Origin of the sequence: Reyranella sp. (assembly GCF_004297405.1) — a bacterium.
Lineage (GTDB): Bacteria > Pseudomonadota > Alphaproteobacteria > Reyranellales > Reyranellaceae > Reyranella.
Genome location: NZ_SCVC01000047.1, coordinates 108,172 through 128,675, shown reverse-complemented (window position 1 = coordinate 128,675; position 20,504 = coordinate 108,172). Strand labels below are relative to the sequence as shown.

Genomic DNA, 20,504 nt, shown 5'->3' with positions numbered 1-20,504 from the left:
CGGAGGAAACGATGAGTCTCCATCGCATGCTCATGGCGCGCGCGGCCGAAGCCAAGCCGCTGCGCATCGGCGTGATCGGGGCCGGCAAGTTCGGCTCGATGTATCTGTCGCAGATCCCGACGACGCCAGGCATTCATTTGCTGGGCATTGCCGATCTCTCGCCCGACCGCGCCCGCGAAAACCTGGCGCGGCTGGGCTGGAAGCCCGACGTTACCTCCGCCACCTCGTTCGCCGATGCCCGCAAGCACGGCAGCACCTATCTCACCGACGATTGGCGCGCCCTGGTCAGTCACCCCGAGATCGACATCGTGGTCGAATCGACCGGCGATCCGATCGCTGCCGTCGAACACGCGCTCGAAGCTTTCCGCAACGGCAAGCACGTGGTCATGGTGACGGTCGAGGCCGACGCGTTCTGCGGCCCGCTGCTCGCCCAGCGCGCGGCACAGGCCGGCGTGATCTACAGCCTCGCCTATGGCGACCAGCCGGCGCTGATCTGCGAGCTGGTCGACTGGGCGCGCACTTCGGGCTTCGAGGTCACCGCGGCCGGCCGTGGTCACAAGTGGCTGCCACATTTCGCGCAGTCGACACCCGAGACGGTGTGGAAATACTGGGGCCTCAACGAGGAGCAGGCCAAACGCGGCGGCCTGAACCCCAAGATGTTCAACTCCTTCCTCGACGGCTCAAAACCCGCCATCGAGAGCACGGCCGTGGCCAATGCGACCGGCCTCACGCCGGCCCCGGATGGCCTCGCCTTTCCGCCGTGCTCAGTCGAGGATCTGCCCTTCGTGATGCGGCCGATCTCCGAAGGTGGCCAGCTCCACCACAAGGGCCAGGTCGAAGTGGCGTCATCGCTGGAGAAGGACGGCCGCGCGATCCCCTACGAAATCCGCAAGGGCGTGTGGGTCGTGTTCGAGGCCGCCACCGACTATCAGAAGAACTGCTTCGAGGAATACATGCTCTGCACCGATCCGTCGGGCCGGTATTCCGTCATGTACAAGCGCTGGCACCTGATCGGCCTCGAGGTCGGCATGTCGGTGGCGTCGATCGGCCTGCGCAAGGAGCCGACCGGCTGCCCGATCGGCTTCCATGCCGACGTGATCGCCACGGCCAAGCGCGATCTCAAACCCGGCGAGATGCTGGATGGCGAGGGCGGCTACACCGTCTACGGCAAGCTGTTCCCGTCGGAGAAGTCGACCACGCTCGGCAGCCTGCCGCTCGGCCTCGCGCACAACGTCAAGCTCCTGAAGCCGATCAAGGCCGGCCAGTCGCTGACCTACGCCGACGTCGCGATGGACGAGACGCTGACCGCCGTGAAGCTGCGCCGCGAGATGGAGCAGGCCTTCGCCCCAGCCGCGTCGAAGATCGCCGCGCAGTAGAGCCCCCGGCGCAAGGCCGGCCTGAGTTCATTTGACGTCACCAAATGTTCATGTGAAAGTCACATGAACAAAATGGAAGCGCTGCAATGTTCATTCGAACAATGCAGACCAAACAGGACGGAAAACGGGCTCAGGATCCGGCAATGCTGGCGGAAGATCGCGCGCGCGCCATCGTGGAGCTCGTCCGGAGAGACGGGTTCCAGGCCATCGACGCCCTGGCACTCCAGTTCGGCGTAACGCCGCAGACGATCCGGCGCGACGTCAATCTGCTCTGCGATCGCGGCCTGCTGCGACGACGCCACGGCGGCGTCGAACTGCCGCCCGAGGGCGAGAACCTCGCCTATCCCGCGCGCCAGGTCCTGAACATCGACGCCAAGCGCCGCGTCGCGCAGCTCGTGGCGCGCGAGGTGCCCGAGGGAGCCTCGCTTTTCTTTGGAATCGGCACCACGCCCGAGCAATGCGCGCTCGCGCTCGCCGACCATTCGGGCCTGCGGGTCATGACCAACAACCTCAACGTCGCCTTGGCCTTCAGCCGCAACACGTCGTGCGAGATCACCGTGGCAGGCGGGCGCGTGCGCAATCTCGACCGCGACGTGGTGGCCGGCGACGCCCACGGTTTCTTCAGCCGGTTCGCCGTCGACATCGGCATCTACGGCGTGGGCGGTGTCGCCGAGGACGGTACGCTGCTCGACTTCAACACCGACGAGGTGACGATGCGCAGCGAGCTGGCGCAGCATTGTCGGCAGCGCTTCCTCGTGCTTGATCACTCCAAGTTCGGCCGCGGCGCCACGGTGCGCGGTGGCCATGTCACCGAAGCGAACGTCGTATTCACCGATCGCCCGGTTCCGACCGCCATCGCCGACCAGTTGCGCGATGCCGGCGTGCGTCTCGTTTCCTGGTCCAACGACATCGCGTCCACGGACACAACAAGTCAAACAAGGAGGAGGGGCTGATCCCATGTTGAAACATCTCGCTTTCGCTGCCGCTCTCGGCATTGCCGCATTGGCCAACGTCACGGGCGCTGCCGCCCAGCAGCGTGCCATCTGCTACAACTGTCCGCCGGAATGGGCTGACTGGGGGTCGCAGCTCAAGGCCATCCAGGCCAAGCTCGGCATCCAGGTGCCGCCCGACAACAAGAACTCGGGCCAGGCCATCGCCGCGCTGATCGCCGAGAAGGCCAATCCCGTGGCCGACGTAACCTATCTCGGTGGCATTGCAGCCGACCCGGCCAAGGATGCCGGCGTGCTGACGCCGTACAAGCCGAAGAACTGGGAGAAGATCCCGGCCGACCTGAAGGATCCCGACGGCAACTGGTTCACGATCCACTCCGGCACGCTCGGCCTGTTCGTGAACAAGGCCGCGCTCGGCAACAAGCCGGTGCCGCAGAGCTGGGCCGATCTGTTGAAGCCCGAATACAAGGGGCTCGTCGGTTATCTCGATCCGACATCGGCGGCCGTGGGCCAGCTCGGCGTCATGGCGATCAACCTCGCGCTGGGCGGCACCTACGACAACCTCGATCCGGCGATCAAATTCTTCAAGGAGCTGGCCAAGAACCAGCCGATCGTGCCGAAGCAGACATCCTATGCCCGCGTCATCTCGGGCGAGATCCCGATCCTGCTCGACTACGACTTCAACGCCTATCGCGGTCAGTACACCGACAAGGCGCCGGTGCAGTTCGTCATCCCCAAGGAAGGCACGCTGGTGTTTCCCTACGTGATGGGTCTGGTGAACAAAGGTCCCAACCCGGACAATGGCAAGAAGGTGCTCGACTTCGTGCTGTCGGACGAGAGCCAGGCGATGTGGGGTAACGCCTACCTGCGTCCTGTCTTCGCCGACAGGCTGTCAGCCGAAGCCAAGGCGAAGTTCCTGCCCGACGCCGAGTACGCCCGCGCCAAGCCCGTGGACCTCAAGAACCTGGCAAAGGCGCAGCCTCAGATCGTCGAGCGCTACCGCAAGGAAGTGAACTGACCGACGCTCTGACACCGAAAGCGCGGCGGGGCGGCAATACAGCCGTTCCGCCGACGCTCGTTTGAGGAAATGCCGACGATGCGGCGCGACGTCCAACGACTGATCTTCTTGCTGCTGCCGGCTGGCATCTTCTTCGCGGCATTCTTCCTGCTGCCCATGGCGCGGCTGTTCTTCATCGGCGGCAGCGGCAAGACCGGCTGGGCCGCGTATGCCGCGATCCTCATCGACTCCCACTATCTCAGCAGCCTCATCTCGACGCTCGGTGTGGCCGCGGCGACGACGGTGGCCACGCTGATCATCAGCGGTATCTCCGGCGTGTTCCTGCAGCGCCACAAGTTTCCGGGCAATGCGGCCCTCGTGGCGATGCTGACTTTCCCGCTCGCTTTCCCCGGCGTGGTGATCGGCTTCATGGTGATCATGCTGGCCGGCCGCCAGGGGTTGATCGGCCAGGTGACGCAGGCCCTGACCGGCGACAAGCTGGTCTTCGCCTATACCTTGTCCGGCCTGTTCATGGGCTATGTCTACTTCTCCATCCCGCGCACCATCCTCACCGTGATGGCCGCCGCCGAGAAGCTCGATCCAAAACTGGAGGAAGCGGCCCGTTCGCTCGGCGCCTCGCCCTGGCGGGTCGTACTGGATGTCATCATTCCCGGCCTGAAGCCCGCCTTCATCTCCGCTGGCGCGATCTGCTTCGCGACAGCCGTCGGTGCCTTCGGCACGGCCTTCACGCTCGCCGCCAAGATCAACGTGTTGCCGATGGTGATCTATACCGAGTTCACCCTGTCGGCGAACATCGCCATGGCCGCCGCGCTGAGCTTCGTGTTGGGTGCGGTCACCTGGATCGTGCTGGCGCTGGCGCGCACGGCCGCCGGCTCCACTGTCGCCGCGGCGGGCTGAGGGAAGGACCGCACCATGAAGCATCGCGGCCTGTTCCTGCTACAGCTCGGGTTCACCTTGCTGGTCAGCGCCTTCCTGATCGTGCCGGTTATCCTGTCGATCCTGGCCGGCCTGACGGTGAACTACTTCGTCGGCCTGGAGAGCGGCCTCACCCTGCGCTGGGTGATCGAGGTCTGGACCGGCTATCGCGAGACGATCTTCCTCTCTATCGGCCTGTCGCTAGCGTGCCTCGCCGTCACCTTGGTGCTGGGTGTGCCGACGGCCTACGTCCTCGCCAAGCGCCAGACCGCCCTGACGCGGGCCATCGAGGAACTATTGGTGATGCCGGTCGCGGTGCCGGGGCTGGCGACCGCACTGGCGTTGATCGTGACCTATGGCAGCGTGTCGGGGTTTCGCACGTCGTGGGCCTTCATCCTGGTCGGCCACGTGCTGTTCACTCTGCCCTTCATGGTGCGCAGCGTGCTCGCCGTGCTGAGTGCCATAGACCTGCAGACGCTGGAGGAAGGTGCCGCTTCGCTCGGCGCCGGCTTCTGGTCTCGCTTCCGCGACATTGTGCTGCCCAACTGCCGTGCTGGCATCCTTGCCGGCTCGCTGATGGTGGTGACGCTCTCAATGGGCGAGTTCAACATGACCTGGCTGCTGCACACACCGTTCACCAAGACGCTGCCCGTCGGTCTTGCCGACGCCTACGCCTCGCTGCGGCTCGAGATCGGCAGCGCCTACACCCTGGTGTTTTTCTTGATGATCATGCCGCTGTTGCTGGGCCTGCAGGCTTTTGCCAAGCCGCGCCCGGTGAAGTTCGTGGCGGAGGAGACCGAATGACCGATATCGGCAAACCGCTCGCGATCGCGCTCCAGGGTTGCGCGAAGACCTTTGCCGACGGCACCAGGGCGCTTGAGCCACTGGACCTCGCCATCCATGCCGGCGAAACCATCGTGTTTCTCGGACCCTCTGGCTGCGGCAAGACTACGACCCTGCGCATCATCGCCGGACTGGAAGAGCCCGACGCGGGCGGCAAGGTTCTGTTCGACGGCGTTGACGTGACGCATCTGCCCATCGAGCAACGCAACGTCGGCATGGTGTTCCAGTCCTACGCGTTGTTCCCCAATATGACGGTCGCCGGGAACATCGGATACGGCCTCAAGATCCGCAAGACACCCGATGGGCAGATTAGGGCGCGCGTCGCCGAGATGCTGGCCATGATGCAGATCACGAAGCTCGCCGATCGCCGCATCGACCAGCTTTCGGGTGGCCAGCGCCAGCGCGTGGCGCTTGCACGCGCCATCGCCGTGAGGCCGCGCGCGCTGCTGCTGGACGAACCCTTGACGGCACTGGACGCCAAGCTACGCGATACCTTGCGGCTGGAGATCGACTCGCTGCTGCGTTCGCTCGGCATCACCGCGATCTACGTCACCCACGACCAGGCCGAGGCGATGGCGCTCGGCGACCGCATCGTGGTCATGGAGCACGGGCGCGTGGCCCAGATCGGGAAGCCGCGCGAGATCTACCAGCGCCCGGCGACGCGTTTCGTCGCCGAGTTCATCGGCACGATGAACCGCCTGACCGGTACAACGCAGAACGGCGTATTCAGCTGTCGCGCCGGAGATCTCGCCTGGAACGAGGCGCCCGGACACGCGACAGAGATTCTGTTTCGGCCCGAAGACATCCGCATCGCCGAAAGCGATGAAGCGTCCGGCCTGCACGGCAAGGTGGCCGCCGCCTTCTTCCTGGGTGACCGCACGCGGCTGTTCGTCGAGGTGGGCGAGGCGCGGCCGCTTGTGGTCGAGAGCACGGCGCGGCGCGAATTCAATCATGGCGATGCGGTGCGGCTCAGCATAGATCCACGCGGACTGCTCGTATTGTGAAGGCACTGCCATGCTGATCGCACAAATCACGGATACCCATATCAAGCTGCCGGGAAAGCTCGCCTACAAGAAGGTCGATACGGCGGCGATGTTGGAGCGCTGCGTACAAGAGTTGCTGGCTCTCAAGCCGCAGCCCGACCTCGTGCTGCTGACCGGCGATCTGGTCGATCTGGGCCGACCAGAAGAGTACGAGCATCTGAAATCGATCCTGGCGCCAATCAAGCAGCGCATCGTCGCCATACCCGGCAACCATGACGAACGCGCTGCCATGCGCGACGCCTTCCAGAGCGGCGGCTATCTACCGGTCGACGGTAAGTTCCTGCAGTTCGCCATCGACGAGTATCCGCTGCGCATCGTCGGACTGGACACCCTGATCCCGGGTCAAGGCGGCGGCGAACTCTGCGCCGAACGACTGGCCTGGCTCGAGCGCACGCTGGCGGAAAAGCCAAACGCGCCCACCCTCGTGCTGATGCACCATCCGCCCTTCGTCACAGGCATCGGCCACATGGACAAGATCGGCCTCGAGGGCCGCGACGGATTTGCGGCCATCATGGAACGGCACGGGCAGGTCGAACTCATCCTGTGCGGGCACTTGCACCGCACGATCCGCGCCCAGGTCGGCGGCCGGCCAGCTCTGACCTGCCCCAGCCCCGCACACCAGGTGGCGCTCGACATCGATCCCGATGCGCCAAGCTGCTTCCGCATGGAGCCGCCGGGTTTCATGCTGCACTGGTGGAACGATGGAAGGCTGATCACTCATACCGCCGTCATCGGCGATTATGAGGGGCCCTATCCGTTCTTCGATGCCGCCGGCAACTTGATCGACTGAACGGATAAGCCCAGCGCTTTAGAGCGCGTGCTCGGGGTCCTTCGCCACGGCAGGCTTGCCGTGGGCTGCGTCGCGCTCTTGCTCCTTCCGCGCCTTGAGAAGCTTGCGCAGGATCATGTTCCGCTTGAGCGCCGAGATATGGTCGATGAACAGGATGCCGTCGAGATGGTCAATCTCGTGCTGCAAACAGGTGGCGAGTAAGCCCTCTGCCGCAAGCTCCTGCACCTTGCCCTCGCGATCGAGATAGCGAACGGTGACCTTGGCCGGGCGGACGACGTCGGAATAGTGCTCCGGCACCGACAGACAGCCTTCCTCGTAGGAGACATCCTCGTCCGACGCGTCGATGATCTCCGGGTTCGCCATGAACAGCGGGCCGGTCTTGGTGTCCTCGCGCTCGATGTCGAGCACGATCACGCGCTTCAGCACGCCAATCTGCGGCGCCGCCAGGCCGATGCCCGGCGCGTCGTACATGGTCTCCAGCATATCGTCCATGAGCTGGCGCACGCCGTCGTCGACAGCCTCGACCGGCAGGGACTTCTTCTTGAGACGCGGATCAGGCGCCGTAAGGATGGGCAGGAGAGCCATTTGGCTTAGATATAAGGCAGATTTGGCGGTTTCAAGGTCAGTTACGGGTCACCATGGTGCCCACGCCGGCCTCGGTGAAGACCTCCAGCAGCAGGGCGTGCGGCACGCGGCCGTCCATGATGACAGCCGCCTCGACGCCGCTGTTCACGGCATCGATGCAGTTCTCGACCTTGGGGATCATGCCGCCCGAGATGGTGCCATCGGCGATCAGGGCGCGCGCCTGCTCAACCGTGATGTCCTGGATGAGCTTGCCGTCCTTGTCGAGGACGCCCGGCACGTCGGTCAGGAAGAGAAGGCGTTTGGCCTTCATGGCGCCGGCAATGGCGCCCGCAGAGGTGTCGGCATTGATGTTGTAGGTGAGTTCGTCGTCGACACCGAAGCCGATCGGCGCCACCACGGGAATGACGTCGGCGCGGCGCAGTTGCTCCAGCACCATGACGTTGATCTTGGCGGGCTCGCCAACCTGCTTGAGGTCGACCTTCAGGAGTTCGCCGGTCTTGGGGTCGCGCATCTCGGTCACCTTGCGCGCCAGGATCAGGTTGCCGTCCTTGCCGCAGATGCCGACGGCGATGCCGCCGCACTCGTTGATGTCGGCCACGATCGCCTTATTGATCGAGCCGGCGAGCACCATTTCGACGATCTCCATCGTCGGTGCATCGGTGACGCGCAAGCCGTTCACGAAGGTGCTCTTGAGGCCCACGCGCTCCAGCATCTTGTTGATCTGCGGGCCGCCGCCATGGACCACGATCGGGTTCATGCCGACCTGCTTCATCAGCACGACGTCGCGGGCGACCAGGTCGCCGAGCTTGGGGTCGGTCATGGCATGGCCGCCATACTTCACCACGAAGGTGGCGTCGTTGTGCCGGCGCATGAAGGGCAGCGCCTTGGAGATGGTCTCCGCCATGCGGATGAGCCGCTTCTGCTCCTTGTCGGTCTGGACCGGCTCGGCCATTTCTTCGCTTCCCGTAATGTCGGCTCAAGTTGGCAAAAGCCCTCTCCCGGCGCGGGAGAGGGCTAAGGCGGCATCATATATCAGGCGGGCAGCGGATAGAAGAAGTGCCCGTCCCGCGGCAGGATGTCCGCATGATGGATTATGAAGCTTTGGCTGCCCGCGGCTTTGCCGTCGCACGGAACCTGATCGACCCTGCGGATTGCCGCGCACTCGCGGCCCTCTGGCCGGATCAGGCCCAGTTTCGCAAGCACATCGTCATGCAGCGCCATGGCTATGGGCAGGGCGAATACCAGTATTTCGCCTATCCGCTGCCCGCGCCGGTCGAACGCCTGCGCCAGGCGCTCTATCCGGAGCTCGCTCGCGTGGCCAATGCCTGGAACGAGCAGCTCGGACGCCCGCAACGCTTTCCGACGACCCTGAAGGGTTGGCTGCAGCAGTGCCACGAGGGCGGCCAGAAGCGGCCGACGCCGTTGCTGCTGCGCTACGGGCCGGGCGACTACAACTGCCTGCACCGCGACCTCTACGGCGAGCTGGTCTTCCCTCTCCAGGCGACGATCCTGTTGAGCACCCCGGAGCGCGATTTCTCGGGCGGTGAGTTCATGCTGGTCGAGCAGCGGCCGCGCATGCAGTCGCGCGGCGAGGTCGTGCCGCTCGGCCAGGGCGACGCCGTGATCTTCGCCGTGAACGAGCGGCCCGTGAAAGGATCGCGTGGCTGGCATCGCACCGCCATGCGCCACGGCGTGTCGAGCGTACGCGAAGGTCAGCGCTTCACCTTGGGCATCATTTTTCACGACGCGGCGTAGAAGCCGTCAGACGCCGGCGACAGCCTTGATCTCGGCCCGCAGTTCAGGAATCCCGAAGCCCGTTTCGCTGCTGGTCGGCAGCACCACGGGATGGGCCGCACCATGCTTGCGGGCGATGGCCTCGGCGGCAGCCACGGCGCGCGGCACGTCGGCAGCCTTGAGCTGATCGGTCTTGGTCAACACGATCTGGTAGGAGACGGCGGCCTTGTCGAGATTCCGCATCGTTTCGCGGTCACTCTCCTTCACGCCATGGCGCGAATCGATCAGCAGGCAGACGCGCACCAAGGTGGGCCGGCCCCGCAGATAGGCCGAGGCGAGATCCTGCCACGTCTCCTTCATCGATTTGGATACCTGGGCGAAGCCGTAACCCGGCAAATCGACCAGCACCATCTGGTTCGCGAGATCGAAGAAATTGATCTGCCGCGTATGGCCAGGCTTGGCCGAAACGCGCGCCAGGGTGCGCCGGCCGGTGAGCGCGTTCACGAGGCTCGACTTGCCGACATTGGAGCGGCCGGCAAAAGCTACTTCGGGCCATGTCGTGGGCGTCAGCGATTCGAGGGACGCTGCGCCAGAGATGAAATCGCAGGGGCCCGCGAAAAGCTTGCGCGCCGCCTCGATTTCCTCCGGGGTACGCCCCTCTGGCGCGTCCCCCTCTCGTTTGTCCGTAGGCATCAGCCCTTCTTGCCGGAGCCCTTGCCGCCCTTCTTGTTGCTACCGTTGGCGGCTGCCGCCGGCGCCGCCGTTGCTGCGACCGGGGCCTTGCCGCCGCCGATCGGCGTGCCGTGGCGACGCATGATCATGTACTGCTGGGCGATCGACAGGATGTTGCTCCACGCCCAGTAGATCACCAGGCCGGCCGAGAACGGCGCCAGCATGAAGGTGAACAGGATCGGCAGGAACTGGAACACGCGGGCCTGCACCGGATCGGTCGGCTGCGGGTTCAGCTTCTGCTGCAGGTACATCGTGATGCCCATGATGATGGGCCACAGGCCGATGTTGAAGAAGTGCAGGAAGTCCGGCACGTGCCACGAGAAGAGCCCGAAGCCCGTGAGGATGGTGAGCGGATCGGGCGCGGCCAAATCCTTGATCCAGCCGTAGAACGGCTGATGGCGCATCTCGATGGTGGTGTAGAGCACCTTGTAGAGCGCGAAGAACACCGGGATCTGCACCAGGATCGGCAAGCAGCCCGCCGCGGGATTCACTTTCTCGCGGCGATAGAGCTGCATCATCTCCTGGTTCATGCGCTGGCGATCCTCGCCATAGCGCTCCTTGAGCTTCTCCATCTCCGGCTGCAGCGCCTTCATCTTGCTCATCGCCGCATAGGACTTGTTGGCCAGCGGGAAGAACACGAGCTTGACGATGACGGTCAGCACCAGGATCGACAGGCCGAAGTTGCCGAGCTGCACGTAGAGCCACTCGAGCAGCCAGAACAGCGGCTTGGTGAAGAACCAGAACCAGCCCCAGTCGATCGTGAGATCGAACTTCTCGATGCCGTACTTTGTTTCGTAGTCGTCGATCACCCGCACGATCTTGGCGCCGGCATAGAGGCGGGAGTTCGTCGCAACGGTTGCCCCAGGCGCTGCAACAAGACCGCCGCCGACATAGTCGATCTGGTACTTGAGGTCCGCGCCGGCGCCCGTCTGCTTGATCGACGCGTCGAGCTTGGCCGTCTGATCGGGCACCAGCGTGGCCATCCAGTATTTGTCGGTGATGCCGAGCCAGCCGCCCGTCGTGGCGATCTTCTGCTGCTTGTTGCCCTTGAAGTCGGAGTAGCTGAATTCCTTCAGCGCGCCGTTGAACACGCCGTAGGGGCCCTCATGCAGGATGTACATGCCCTCGGCCGCCGGCTCGCCGTAGCGTACGACAAGGCTCCAGGGGAACAGGGTCACCGGCTTGTCGGTGTTGTTCTCGAAGCTCTGCTTCACGTCGAACATGAAGAATTCGTCGATCGACACGGTGAGGCCGAAGATCAGACCCTGGCCGTTGTCCCAGGTGAGCTTCACCGGCTTGCCGGGCGCCACCGTCTGATTGTCCGCAGTCCAGATCGAGTCGGGACTCGGCACCTTGATCGCAGGATCGGACGAGGACCAACCGAACTCGGCGTAGTAGGGGTGGGCGCTGCCGACCGGCGAGAGCACCGGAACAGGCGGGCTCTTGGGGTCGATGGTCTCGCGGTACTTCACGAGCCGCACGTCGTCGATGCGCGCGCCCTTGAGCGAGATCGAGCCTTCCAGTTCGGCCGTTTGGAACGTGACGCGCGGGGTCTGGGTCAACGCCTCGCTGCGGCCGACCACCGGCTGCTGCGCGGGGGCTGCTCCCGGTCCAGGCTGCGTGCCGGGTGTGGCGGGCGCGCCCGGCTGGCCGGCCGGCGCCTGCGGGGCGCCGGACTGCGTCGTTTGCTGCGTGCCATTGACCGGCGGCTTGGCCGGCGGAAAGGCCACCTGCCAGCCCACGATGATCAGCACCGAGAGGACGATGGCGACGATGAAATTCTTCTGATCCATTTCAGACGATCTTTCGTGGCGCTTAGAAGCGCTCGGCGGGGTGGCAGGACAAGGCTTGGCGCGAACGCTGTGCAGCAGCGACCGGCGGGACGGGATCCCAACCGCCGGCGCCCCAGGGGCCACAGCGGCAGAGACGATGCGCGGCGAGCCAGCTTCCCCGCAGCGCGCCATGCGTCGTCACCGCCTCGGCCGCATAGGCCGAGCAGGACGGCTCATAGCGGCAGGCGCCGACGAAGAAGTACGCGAGCGTGAGCTGATAGCAGCGGATCGCGCCACGCAGGACGAAGGAAATCATGCGGCCCGGAAACTGGCGATTTAACAGCGCGGGCGCAAGCAGTCCGTGCAGGTCATGGCGTCGCGACGGCCTGCGCTTTGAGACGCTTCAGCGCCTCCTGCAGCTCCCGACGCATCGCGGTGAAGTCGCGGGCGAGGGCGCCCTGCCGGCCGACTAGGACGTAATCGAGGTCCGGCCGGGCTTCGGCAGGGATCACCATGCGGGCGATCTCCCGCAGACGCCGGCGTACGCGGTTACGAACCACGGCATTGCCGACCTTGCGGCTCACGGTGAAACCCACCCGGATGGCGGGCAGTGCAATATCGGCGGGAATGGGCGCCACCTGGAGCACGAATCCAGGCATGGCACAGCGGCGTCCGGCTTGGACGCGCAGGAAATCGCGACGATTCGGCAGACGCCCGAGGCGCGCCGCAGTCAAAAGAAGCTAGGCCGACAGGCGCTTGCGGCCCGAGCGGCGGCGATTGGCAATGACCTTGCGGCCACCGACCGTCGCCATGCGGGACCGGAAGCCATGCCGACGCTTGCGCACCAGCTTGCTCGGCTGATAGGTGCGTTTCATGACGCAACTCCTTCAAATACAACGCCCCCGCGCGGTGCGCAGGGGCAAATTCCGTGGGCGAGCGTAATAAGCGCGAGACGGCGGCGAGTCAACGAGGCCCAACGAAGCCCAATGAGGCCTAGGATAGCCAATGACCATCTTCCTGCACGGCTACCGCTACAGCGTCTACACCAGGATCGCCCGCCTGGCCCTGGCCGAGAAGGGCGTGACTTACGAAAGGGTCGAGGTGAACCCCTTCGCGGCTGACTACCCAGCCAATTATCTGCCTCTCCATCCCTTCCGACGGGTTCCGACCCTCGTCCACGGCAGTTTCGTCCTTTACGAGACCGGGGCCATCACGCGCTACGTCGACCGCGCCTTTGCCGGCCCGATCCTCCAACCGGCCTCACCCCAAGCCCTGGCTCGAATGGACCAGATCATCGGCGTGGTCGATTCCTATGCCTACTGGCCACTGGTCCGGCAGGTCTTCGTGCACGACGTCTTTCGTCCCCGCACGGGCGGCGAGGTCGACCCCGCCGAGCGCGACAAGGGCCTGAAGGAAGCCACACGTGTCCTCTGGGCGCTCGAAGCCCTGGCGTCCGATGATGCCCATCTCTGCGGCCCCGACATCTCGTTGGCCGACTTTCACCTCGGTGCCATGGTCGCCTACTTCGTCCTGTCGCCGCGTGGCGCTGCCTTGCTTGCCGAGTATCGGCGGCTCGCCGCGTGGTGGAGACGTTTCAGCGCTCGCGCCAGCCTCGCCGCGACCGACCCCGGTCTGCCGGTAACCCAGCCGTGACAGCATGTGCTTTGAGGTCCAGGGCGCGCGAGCGATGATCAGGGCCAGGCGATGCGAAAGGCCAGATGAACTCGTTGATGCTCCGCCGGCTGCTGCCCGTGGCGATTCTCCTCGGCGGCCTGGCGGTCTTCCTGCTGCTCGGTCTCGAGCGCTATTTTTCTTACGACCTGCTGTGTCGCCATCAAGCGACCCTGACCAAGTGGGTTGCGAAGCACGCCGTTATCTCGGCGGCAGCGTTCGTGTTGGCCTATGCGCTCGTCGTCGCTTTCTCGCTGCCGGTCGCCATGGTCGTCACGCCGGTGGCGGGCTTCCTGTTCGGCACCTGGATGGGAGCCGGTCTTTCGGTGATCGGTGCAACGCTGGGCTCGATCGCCGTCTTCCTCGCAGCACGCACGGCCTTCCGCGATCTCTTCCACGCGCGCGCCGGTGCCGCGTTGGCCCGCTTCGAGGCGGGCTTCCAACGCAACGACTTCAGCTATCTCCTGTTCCTGCGGCTGGTGCCGGTGTTTCCCTTCTGGTTGATCAACATTGTGCCAGCGCTGCTGGGTATGCGGCTCGACCGCTATGTGCTCGCGACCATGATCGGCATTGTGCCGGCCGCGATCGTCTATGCGAGTGTCGGCGCCGGCCTCGGCATGGTGATCGCGCGCGGCGAGCGGCCCGATCTCGGGATCATCTTCGAATGGCGTATCCTGTTGCCGCTGCTGGGACTGGCGGCACTGTCTCTGGTGCCCGTCGTCTACGCCCACCTGCGCAAGCCCAAAGTTACGTCCTGACATGAGCGAGCGCCTCACGCCCGATGTTTGCGTCGTCGGCGGCGGCTCGGCCGGCCTCGTCGTTGCCGCTGGCGCCGCACAACTCGGCCTCGACGTCGTACTGATCGAACGCGCGGCGATGGGCGGCGACTGTCTCAACTTCGGTTGCGTGCCCTCCAAGGCATTGATCGCGGCGGCAAAGGCTGCCCAGGCGCAGCGCAGTGGCGCCGCCTTCGGCATCGTTCCGGTCGAACCACGGATCGATTTCGGGCGCGTGATGGATCATGTGGCGGAAACGATCGCCGCCATTGCACCCAACGATTCGGTGGAGCGCTTCGAGAAACTGGGCGTGCGGGTTCTCAAGGAAGAAGCGCGCTTCGTCGGTCGCACTGAAATCCAGGCCGGCGCGTATCACGTCACGAGCAAACGCATCGTGCTCGCGACTGGCTCACGTCCGGCTCTGCCGCCCATTGCCGGTCTTGCCGACACGCCGCACTTTACCAACGAGACGATCTTCGCCAACCGCACCTTGCCCGCACATCTCCTGATCATCGGCGGCGGTCCGATCGGCATCGAAATGGCGCAGGCATTCCGGCGACTCGGCTCCCGGGTCACGGTGCTGGAAGCGGCGACATTCCTGCCCAAGGACGATCCGGAACTCGCCGCCATCGTCGTGGCGCGGCTGCGCAACGAAGGCGTCGATCTGCGCGACGGCGTGAAGATCGACCGCGTCGAACGCGCATCCGACGGCGTCATCGCTGCTCTCGCCGACGGAACACGACTCGCGGGATCGCATCTCCTTGTCGCCGCCGGACGCGCCCCCGTAACCGACGGGCTCGACCTCGACAAAGCCGGCGTCGCCCACACCAAGCACGGCATCACCGTCGATGCTTCGCTGCGCACTTCCAATCGCAATGTCTGGGCGATCGGCGACTGCAACGGTCTCTATGCCTTCACCCACATGGCCGGCTACGAAGCCTCGCTGTTCATCCGCGGTGCGTTGTTCCGGGCGCCGGCGAAGCTCGATCCAGCAATCGTACCCTGGGCGACTTACAGCGATCCGGAGCTTGCGCAGGTCGGTCTTGGCGAACGAGAGGCACGGCAGAAGCATGGCGACGGCATCAAGGTGCTGCGCTGGACGTTCGTGGAGAACGATCGCGCGCAGACCGAGCGCGCAACCGATGGCCTGGTGAAGGTGATCACCGACAAACGCGGCCGCGTCCTGGGCGCCGCCATCGTAGGGCCGCAGGCCGGCGAGCTGATCCAGCCCTGGTGCCTGGCCATCTCGCGCCGGCTCAAGATCTCAGCGCTGGCCAGCTTCGTGCCGCCCTATCCGACACTCGGCGAAGCCGGCAAACGCGCCGCCGGCAGCTACTTCACCGAGACACTGTTCGGCCCACGCACGCGAGGGCTTGTGCGCTTCCTGGCGCGACTGCCGGTCTGGTAAATGCGTAATGTGTCCGCCGAACGGACACCATGAAGGAGAGGCGTCATGACCCGACCGCGCATTGTCATCATCGGCGCGGGCTTTGGTGGACTGAGCGCCGCACATGCTCTTGGTGGTGCAAACGCCGACGTCACTGTCATCGACCGGCGCAACTATCATCTCTTTCAGCCGCTGCTCTATCAGGTGGCCACCGCGGGTCTCTCGCCAGCACAGATCGCCTCGCCGATCCGCGCCATCCTGCGCCGCGCCGCCAATGTGCGCGTGGTGCTCGGTCGGGTCTCCGGCATCGACAAGCAACGACGCATGGTCAAGGTCGACAGTCTCGAGATCGGGTACGACTATCTCGTACTGGCGACAGGATCGCGGCACGCCTACTTCGGCCACGACGAATGGGAGCGCGTGGCCCCCGGCCTCAAGAAGATCGATGACGCCACCGGAATCCGTCGTCGCATCCTGACGGCCTTCGAACACGCCGAATCGATGGCTCCGGCCGAAGAGAGAGCGCGCTTCCTCACCTTCGTCGTGGTCGGCGGCGGGCCGACAGGCGTCGAGATGGCCGGTGCCATTGCCGAACTCGCCCACGTGGCGTTGCGACAGGATTTCCGCACCATCAATCCGCGCGAGGCACGCATCGTGCTGGTCGAAGCGGGACCGCGCGTCCTGCCGGCCTTCCCACCTACACTGAGTGCGGCCGCACAGAAGGCGCTCGAGCGACTTCACGTCGAAGTTCGCCTCGGCACACCGGTTTCCAATTGCGACGAAAGCGGCGTGACGATTGGCAGCGAGCATCTTGCCGCCTCGACCATCGTGTGGGCGGCAGGCGTCGCCGCCTCGTCGGCGGCGCGGTGGCTGGGCACTGAAAAGGATCGCGTTGGCCGCGTGGTCGTCGGCCCCGACCTCACTGTGCCGGATCATCCTGAAATCTTCGTGATCGGCGACACCGCGCATGCACTAGGCAAGGACGGCAAACCCTTGCCGGGCCTGGCACCCGTCGCCAAGCAACAGGGTGCCTACATTGCCAAGGTGCTGCGTGCGCGACTCGCCGGCAAAAATCCACCGTCGCCCTTTCGCTACCGAGACTGGGGAACCTTGGCCACCATCGGCCGGCGGGCTGCCGTGGCCGACTTCGGCTGGCTGCGCCTGCACGGCACGATCGCCTGGCTGCTCTGGGGACTGATCCACGTCTCGTTCCTGATCGGCTTCAGGAACCGGTTTGTCGTGATGCTCGACTGGATCTGGTCCTATGTGACCTTCCAGTCGGGCGCCCGCCTGATCACCGGCCCGGGGTCGCACTAGAAGTATTCGCGCGGTAGTCTCTCATCGTAATGACCGCCGACGTCACCGTACCGGCCCAGTCCGTCCGTCCCACCCGCCGCCGCAACTTCGCCTTTGGCCTGTCGTGGCGGATTCTCGGGCTGGTCGTGGCTGCGGTCATGGCGGCCGAGGTGGCGATCTTCCTGCCGTCGATCGCCCGCTTCCGACTGGTCTATCTCGAGCAGCTCATCGAGAGCGGCGCTCTGGCTGCGCTCTCGCTCGACGCCACGCCCGACAACATGATCGACGAGAAGCTGAAGCGCACCCTGCTCGACCATGCGCGCGTCGATGCGGTAGCGCTGGTCGAGCCCAACCGGCCCAAACGTGCGCTGATGAACATCGAACCGCGGCCCGAGATGCCAGGGTTCAAGCTCAAGGACCGCAGCGCACTCGGCCTGATCTGGGACGCACTGTCCGCCATGTCGCACGACGGCTCGCGCTACATAAGGGTCGTTGGCGGCTCGATGCGCCTGCCGAAGGCCAAGGTATGGATCGTTGTCGACGAAATGCCGATGCGCGCCGCGATGTACGACTATGCCGGTCGCATTCTTGTCCTCTCGATCATCGTCGCCCTCTCGACGGCGGCACTGCTTTATCTGGCACTGCGCTGGATGGTGGTCAGGCCGTTGCAGAGTCTCTCCGCCGACATGACGGCCTTTCGCCGCGCACCGGAGGATGCTGGCACCGAGCGGCCGCCGACGCAGCGCAACGACGAGATCGGCGTGGTCGACCGCGAGTTCCAGAACTTGCAGCGCGAGCTGCGCGCCTCCTTGCGTCAGAAGTCGCGCCTCGCCGAAGTCGGCGCTGCGACCAACAAGATCAACCACGACCTGCGCAACATGCTGTCGACGGCACGGCTGCTGTCGGACCGGCTGGCGCGCAGCGATGACGAGCGCACGCGTTCGCTGGCCCCCACCATCCTCAACACAATCGACCGCGCGGCGCGGCTCGCCAGCGATGCCATCGAGTATGTGCGCGAGCGGCCGACGCCCAAGCTCGCCGAGGTCGATCTCGCAGACCTCGTCGACGAAGTTGGCGTCATCCTGCAGGAGCAGGGTGAGGATCGAGACCCGAACCTGCTGCGCGTCTGGCTGAACGAAATCGGTAACGATCGCGTGATGGCCGACCGTGACCTGCTCTATCGCGTGTTCCTCAACCTCGGCCGCAACGCCTTCGAATGCGGCGCCACCTCGGTCACCGTGCGTTGCCGTGCCAATGCCGGCTTCCTGCTGATCGACGTCGTCGACAACGGGCCAGGCGTGCCACCGGCGGTCGCCAGCCAGCTCTTCCGGCCGTTCACCACGGGCGGCCGCGCCGGCGGCGCGGGCCTCGGGCTGGCGATTGCACGCGATCTCGTGCGCCTCCATGGCGGCGAGATCACCCTGGCGGAATCGAGCGATCAGGGCACGACGTTCCGCTTCACCCTGCCGCTCAGCTAGCTCTCGGCCTTCACGCGCGCGAGGAAGGCACGGATGCGCTCGGCATTGCCCCCGAGATCAGATTCGCCAATGCGGCTCTTGGCGCGAATATCGATGCGGCTGCCCGTGCCTTGGGCGCGAATGCGCACGACGATGTCGTCGCGAAAGCCGAACCATTCGCTGGTCACGATCGCCTCCAGCCGTCCCTCGGCGGGAGCCCGCGCGACTATATCCCAACCGAGCGACATGGCGGCTCGATCGACCCGGCTAAACGCCTCGGCTGGCGGCACAGGCAGCACCAAGGGCTCGATATCGGGGAAGGCCGCTTTCTGCAGCGGCGCGCTGGCGGCAGGATAGGCCGGTGAATTTGCAGCGCCGCGGCGCAGTTGAAGCGTTGCGACCAACGGCGGTGGATTGGTCGTGTCGGTGGTGATGTCGTTGATCGCCGGCAAGCGCTGGGCCTGCAGGAACCAACGCACCGGCACCCAGGCGGCGGCCACCCCGATCACAATGGCAAGCAACGCCGCAACGAAACCACGGCGCCTGTCCCCTGGGCGCGATGGAATGACGGTGGCAAGCCCCAGAGCCACACCAGCAACGGCGGCATAGAAGCCGTAGCGAAAGACGGCAATGGCGGCCTCGATGTCGAGGCCGAGGAAGCGGTGCAGCGGGCCGGAAGCGGCCACGATCACGGCGGCCACGCTGGCCAGAATGAAGGCCATACGCGCCAGCCGGTGGCTTATCGGGTTGGTCGGCCGAATAAACATCCACGCTCCGCTGGGGTGGTATCGTAACCGCGAAACGAAACCGACGCATCTGCTCGACAATGAGCACTTCATTCTCTATCCGGCGACGATGACTGCTGCCGACACCATCCGGCGCCGCGCCATGGCGGCAGGACTCATCGCCATCGGCCTATGGGGAATGCTCGCGGCGCTCTCGGTGCTGGCAGGTCCCATCCCGCCTTTCCAGATGGTGGCCATGACCTTCGCCGTCGGCGCGACGATCGGGATCGTGCGTGCCCTGATGCGCGGAGTCGGTTGGGCCGGATTGGTCGGCTGGCCGGGAAGGGTCTGGCTGCTGGGGATCGGCGGCCTCTTCGGCTACCACGCACTCTACTTCGCCGCCCTTCAGCTCGCGCCGCCGGCCGAGGCCAATCTCGTCAACTATCTCTGGCCGCTGCTGATCGTGCTGCTCGCCGCGCCGCTGGCCGGCGAGAAGCTGGGCTGGTCCCATCTCCTGGGCGCTCTCCTGGGATTTGCCGGCGTGGCGCTGCTCGCGTTCGGGCGCGGCATCCACTTCGCCGGTGATCACATGCTGGGCTATGCGCTGGCCTTGGGCTGCGCGCTCACCTGGTCGCTCTATTCCGTTCTGTCGCGCCGCTTCGGCGAGACGCCGACCGATGCGATCGCAGCTTTCTGTGCAGCTTCAGCCTTGCTCTCTCTCGCCTGCCATTTCGTCTTCGAGAGCACCGTCTGGCCTGCCACACCGACAGCCTGGCTCGCGGTACTCGCCCTCGGCTGCGGCCCGGCCGGCACTGCCTTCTATTTCTGGGATCACGCAGTAAAGCGCGGCGATATCCGCGCACTGGGGGCGCTCTCCTATGCGACGCCGATCCTTTCGACCGCCATCCTGATCGCCTGCGGCCTCGCGGAGCCGACGGGCACGCTCCTGATCGCCGCCCTGCTGGTCACCATCGGCGCCGTCCTCGCTTCACGCGAGTTGTGGAAGCGCTAACCGGGAGCCCAGCCCGGCGGGGCGAGTTCGAAACCGGCGAAATCAAACGCGGGCGCCACGGTGCAGCCGACCAGGGTCCAGTGGCCGAGTGAGCGCGCGGCCTGCCAGACGCCGCGCGGCACGACGATCTGGGGTGTCTCTTCGAGGCCGAAGTCGCTGCCGAGTCGCAGGTGACGCGTCGTTCTGCCGTCGTCACTCATGGAGAGTTCGAGTGGGGCACCGGCATAGTGGTGCCAGACCTCATCGGCATCGACGCGATGCCAATGCGAACGTTCGCCGGCCTTGAGGAGGAAGAAGATCGCCGTGCTGGCGCCGCGATCACTGGATGCCGTGGTATCGGCTGACCGGAAGGTCTCGCGAAAATGTCCGCCCTCAGGGTGCGGCTGCAGCCCGAGGCGGGCAATGATCTCGTCAGCGGTCAC

At 65.4% G+C, this 20,504-nt stretch carries 23 protein-coding genes; 14 read left to right on the top strand and 9 right to left on the bottom strand.

The window, feature by feature from the left end; all coding sequences use genetic code 11:
- The first annotated feature begins 11 nt into the window (after nucleotides 1-11).
- The 7 genes from EPO50_RS30540 to EPO50_RS30510 all read left to right on the top strand — a co-directional run bounded on the left by EPO50_RS30540 (nucleotide 12) and on the right by EPO50_RS30510 (nucleotide 6,935).
- The gene (locus EPO50_RS30540; RefSeq protein ID WP_296350736.1) at nucleotides 12-1,376 is read left to right on the top strand and encodes a Gfo/Idh/MocA family oxidoreductase; all 1,365 of its coding nucleotides are present in this window, start codon (nucleotides 12-14) and stop codon (nucleotides 1,374-1,376) included.
- 86 nt (nucleotides 1,377-1,462) lie between these two features.
- Entirely contained in the window at nucleotides 1,463-2,329 is an 867-nt protein-coding gene (locus EPO50_RS30535; protein ID WP_296350734.1) for a DeoR/GlpR family DNA-binding transcription regulator, read from the top strand.
- Between the two features lie 4 nt (nucleotides 2,330-2,333).
- Complete coding sequence (locus EPO50_RS30530; protein ID WP_296350732.1) at nucleotides 2,334-3,344, top strand: extracellular solute-binding protein; 1,011 nt, start codon at nucleotides 2,334-2,336, stop codon at nucleotides 3,342-3,344.
- Nucleotides 3,345-3,422: 78 nt separating this feature from the next.
- Nucleotides 3,423-4,241 carry an ABC transporter permease gene (locus EPO50_RS30525; RefSeq protein ID WP_296350730.1) on the top strand — a complete coding sequence of 273 codons (819 nt, stop codon included), beginning with the start codon at nucleotides 3,423-3,425 and terminating at the stop codon, nucleotides 4,239-4,241.
- A gap of 15 nt (nucleotides 4,242-4,256) precedes the next feature.
- Entirely contained in the window at nucleotides 4,257-5,063 is an 807-nt protein-coding gene (locus tag EPO50_RS30520; protein ID WP_296350728.1) for an ABC transporter permease, read from the top strand.
- Nucleotides 5,060-6,106, top strand: a complete 1,047-nt coding sequence (locus EPO50_RS30515) for an ABC transporter ATP-binding protein (protein WP_296350727.1) — start codon at nucleotides 5,060-5,062, stop codon at nucleotides 6,104-6,106. Before EPO50_RS30520 ends, EPO50_RS30515 begins: the two co-directional genes overlap by 4 nt.
- A 10-nt stretch (nucleotides 6,107-6,116) precedes the next feature.
- The gene (locus EPO50_RS30510) at nucleotides 6,117-6,935 is read left to right on the top strand and encodes a phosphodiesterase (RefSeq protein WP_296350725.1); all 819 of its coding nucleotides are present in this window, start codon (nucleotides 6,117-6,119) and stop codon (nucleotides 6,933-6,935) included.
- Between the two features lie 18 nt (nucleotides 6,936-6,953).
- On the opposite strand, the gene def is transcribed toward EPO50_RS30510, so the two are convergent.
- Nucleotides 6,954-7,520, bottom strand: a complete 567-nt coding sequence (gene def, locus EPO50_RS30505) for a peptide deformylase (protein ID WP_296350723.1) — start codon at nucleotides 7,518-7,520, stop codon at nucleotides 6,954-6,956.
- A 37-nt stretch (nucleotides 7,521-7,557) separates the two neighbouring features.
- On the bottom strand, nucleotides 7,558-8,472 hold the full coding sequence (gene argB / locus EPO50_RS30500) for an acetylglutamate kinase (protein ID WP_296350721.1): 915 nt from the start codon (nucleotides 8,470-8,472) through the stop codon (nucleotides 7,558-7,560).
- 131 nt (nucleotides 8,473-8,603) lie between these two features.
- On the opposite strand from argB, the gene EPO50_RS30495 reads away from it, so the two are divergent.
- On the top strand, nucleotides 8,604-9,275 hold the full coding sequence (locus tag EPO50_RS30495; protein WP_296350719.1) for a 2OG-Fe(II) oxygenase: 672 nt from the start codon (nucleotides 8,604-8,606) through the stop codon (nucleotides 9,273-9,275).
- 6 nt (nucleotides 9,276-9,281) lie between these two features.
- Here EPO50_RS30495 and yihA read toward each other — a convergent pair whose 3' ends face one another.
- From yihA to rpmH, 5 genes are read right to left on the bottom strand one after another with little or no spacing between them, the layout of a single operon-like run.
- Nucleotides 9,282-9,947, bottom strand: coding sequence for a ribosome biogenesis GTP-binding protein YihA/YsxC (gene yihA, locus EPO50_RS30490; RefSeq protein WP_296350717.1), 666 nt, complete (start codon nucleotides 9,945-9,947; stop codon nucleotides 9,282-9,284).
- The gene (yidC, locus tag EPO50_RS30485; protein ID WP_296350715.1) at nucleotides 9,947-11,779 is read right to left on the bottom strand and encodes a membrane protein insertase YidC; all 1,833 of its coding nucleotides are present in this window, start codon (nucleotides 11,777-11,779) and stop codon (nucleotides 9,947-9,949) included. The genes yihA and yidC overlap by 1 nt, the downstream gene beginning before the upstream one ends.
- 22 nt (nucleotides 11,780-11,801) lie before the next feature.
- Nucleotides 11,802-12,074 (bottom strand): membrane protein insertion efficiency factor YidD, encoded by a 273-nt coding sequence (yidD, locus tag EPO50_RS30480; RefSeq protein ID WP_296350714.1) that lies wholly within the window; start codon nucleotides 12,072-12,074, stop codon nucleotides 11,802-11,804.
- 52 nt (nucleotides 12,075-12,126) lie between these two features.
- Nucleotides 12,127-12,492, bottom strand: a complete 366-nt coding sequence (rnpA, locus tag EPO50_RS30475) for a ribonuclease P protein component (protein WP_296350712.1) — start codon at nucleotides 12,490-12,492, stop codon at nucleotides 12,127-12,129.
- Between the two features lie 6 nt (nucleotides 12,493-12,498).
- Complete coding sequence (gene rpmH / locus EPO50_RS30470; RefSeq protein ID WP_020698875.1) at nucleotides 12,499-12,633, bottom strand: 50S ribosomal protein L34; 135 nt, start codon at nucleotides 12,631-12,633, stop codon at nucleotides 12,499-12,501.
- Between the two features lie 130 nt (nucleotides 12,634-12,763).
- Between rpmH and EPO50_RS30465 the strand changes: the two genes are divergently transcribed.
- The 5 genes from EPO50_RS30465 to EPO50_RS30445 all read left to right on the top strand — a co-directional run bounded on the left by EPO50_RS30465 (nucleotide 12,764) and on the right by EPO50_RS30445 (nucleotide 18,366).
- Complete coding sequence (locus EPO50_RS30465; RefSeq protein ID WP_296350706.1) at nucleotides 12,764-13,411, top strand: glutathione S-transferase family protein; 648 nt, start codon at nucleotides 12,764-12,766, stop codon at nucleotides 13,409-13,411.
- A 65-nt stretch (nucleotides 13,412-13,476) separates the two neighbouring features.
- Nucleotides 13,477-14,187, top strand: coding sequence for a TVP38/TMEM64 family protein (locus EPO50_RS30460; protein ID WP_296350704.1), 711 nt, complete (start codon nucleotides 13,477-13,479; stop codon nucleotides 14,185-14,187).
- Between the two features lies 1 nt (nucleotide 14,188).
- Complete coding sequence (locus EPO50_RS30455) at nucleotides 14,189-15,613, top strand: FAD-dependent oxidoreductase (protein WP_296350702.1); 1,425 nt, start codon at nucleotides 14,189-14,191, stop codon at nucleotides 15,611-15,613.
- Nucleotides 15,614-15,658: 45 nt separating this feature from the next.
- Complete coding sequence (locus EPO50_RS30450) at nucleotides 15,659-16,909, top strand: NAD(P)/FAD-dependent oxidoreductase (protein WP_296350700.1); 1,251 nt, start codon at nucleotides 15,659-15,661, stop codon at nucleotides 16,907-16,909.
- Nucleotides 16,910-16,938: 29 nt separating this feature from the next.
- Nucleotides 16,939-18,366: a HAMP domain-containing sensor histidine kinase gene (locus tag EPO50_RS30445; RefSeq protein ID WP_296350699.1), complete on the top strand. Its 1,428-nt coding sequence runs from the start codon at nucleotides 16,939-16,941 to the stop codon at nucleotides 18,364-18,366.
- On the opposite strand, the gene EPO50_RS30440 is transcribed toward EPO50_RS30445, so the two are convergent.
- Entirely contained in the window at nucleotides 18,363-19,112 is a 750-nt protein-coding gene (locus EPO50_RS30440; protein ID WP_296350698.1) for a DUF1499 domain-containing protein, read from the bottom strand. The two genes, EPO50_RS30445 and EPO50_RS30440, sit on opposite strands and share 4 nt — an antisense overlap.
- An 88-nt stretch (nucleotides 19,113-19,200) precedes the next feature.
- On the opposite strand from EPO50_RS30440, the gene EPO50_RS30435 reads away from it, so the two are divergent.
- Nucleotides 19,201-20,082 carry an EamA family transporter gene (locus tag EPO50_RS30435; protein ID WP_296350696.1) on the top strand — a complete coding sequence of 294 codons (882 nt, stop codon included), beginning with the start codon at nucleotides 19,201-19,203 and terminating at the stop codon, nucleotides 20,080-20,082.
- Here the strand turns inward: EPO50_RS30435 and EPO50_RS30430 are convergent.
- Complete coding sequence (locus EPO50_RS30430) at nucleotides 20,079-20,504, bottom strand: cupin domain-containing protein (RefSeq protein ID WP_296350694.1); 426 nt, start codon at nucleotides 20,502-20,504, stop codon at nucleotides 20,079-20,081. The two genes, EPO50_RS30435 and EPO50_RS30430, sit on opposite strands and share 4 nt — an antisense overlap.

Bases quoted from the DNA above. Each gene is read 5' to 3' on its own strand.
- EPO50_RS30540 (WP_296350736.1), top strand. From the start codon at position 12: ATGAGTCTCCATCGCATGCTCATGGCGCGCGCGGCCGAAGCCAAGCCG.
- EPO50_RS30535 (WP_296350734.1), top strand. From the start codon at position 1,463: ATGTTCATTCGAACAATGCAGACCAAACAGGACGGAAAACGGGCTCAG.
- EPO50_RS30530 (WP_296350732.1), top strand. From the start codon at position 2,334: ATGTTGAAACATCTCGCTTTCGCTGCCGCTCTCGGCATTGCCGCATTG.
- EPO50_RS30525 (WP_296350730.1), top strand. From the start codon at position 3,423: ATGCGGCGCGACGTCCAACGACTGATCTTCTTGCTGCTGCCGGCTGGC.
- EPO50_RS30520 (WP_296350728.1), top strand. From the start codon at position 4,257: ATGAAGCATCGCGGCCTGTTCCTGCTACAGCTCGGGTTCACCTTGCTG.
- EPO50_RS30515 (WP_296350727.1), top strand. From the start codon at position 5,060: ATGACCGATATCGGCAAACCGCTCGCGATCGCGCTCCAGGGTTGCGCG.
- EPO50_RS30510 (WP_296350725.1), top strand. From the start codon at position 6,117: ATGCTGATCGCACAAATCACGGATACCCATATCAAGCTGCCGGGAAAG.
- def (WP_296350723.1), bottom strand. From the start codon at position 7,520: ATGGCTCTCCTGCCCATCCTTACGGCGCCTGATCCGCGTCTCAAGAAG.
- argB (WP_296350721.1), bottom strand. From the start codon at position 8,472: ATGGCCGAGCCGGTCCAGACCGACAAGGAGCAGAAGCGGCTCATCCGC.
- EPO50_RS30495 (WP_296350719.1), top strand. From the start codon at position 8,604: ATGATGGATTATGAAGCTTTGGCTGCCCGCGGCTTTGCCGTCGCACGG.
- yihA (WP_296350717.1), bottom strand. From the start codon at position 9,947: ATGCCTACGGACAAACGAGAGGGGGACGCGCCAGAGGGGCGTACCCCG.
- yidC (WP_296350715.1), bottom strand. From the start codon at position 11,779: ATGGATCAGAAGAATTTCATCGTCGCCATCGTCCTCTCGGTGCTGATC.
- yidD (WP_296350714.1), bottom strand. From the start codon at position 12,074: ATGATTTCCTTCGTCCTGCGTGGCGCGATCCGCTGCTATCAGCTCACG.
- rpmH (WP_020698875.1), bottom strand. From the start codon at position 12,633: ATGAAACGCACCTATCAGCCGAGCAAGCTGGTGCGCAAGCGTCGGCAT.
- EPO50_RS30465 (WP_296350706.1), top strand. From the start codon at position 12,764: ATGACCATCTTCCTGCACGGCTACCGCTACAGCGTCTACACCAGGATC.
- EPO50_RS30460 (WP_296350704.1), top strand. From the start codon at position 13,477: ATGAACTCGTTGATGCTCCGCCGGCTGCTGCCCGTGGCGATTCTCCTC.
- EPO50_RS30455 (WP_296350702.1), top strand. From the start codon at position 14,189: ATGAGCGAGCGCCTCACGCCCGATGTTTGCGTCGTCGGCGGCGGCTCG.
- EPO50_RS30450 (WP_296350700.1), top strand. From the start codon at position 15,659: ATGACCCGACCGCGCATTGTCATCATCGGCGCGGGCTTTGGTGGACTG.
- EPO50_RS30445 (WP_296350699.1), top strand. From the start codon at position 16,939: ATGACCGCCGACGTCACCGTACCGGCCCAGTCCGTCCGTCCCACCCGC.
- EPO50_RS30440 (WP_296350698.1), bottom strand. From the start codon at position 19,112: ATGTTTATTCGGCCGACCAACCCGATAAGCCACCGGCTGGCGCGTATG.
- EPO50_RS30435 (WP_296350696.1), top strand. From the start codon at position 19,201: ATGACTGCTGCCGACACCATCCGGCGCCGCGCCATGGCGGCAGGACTC.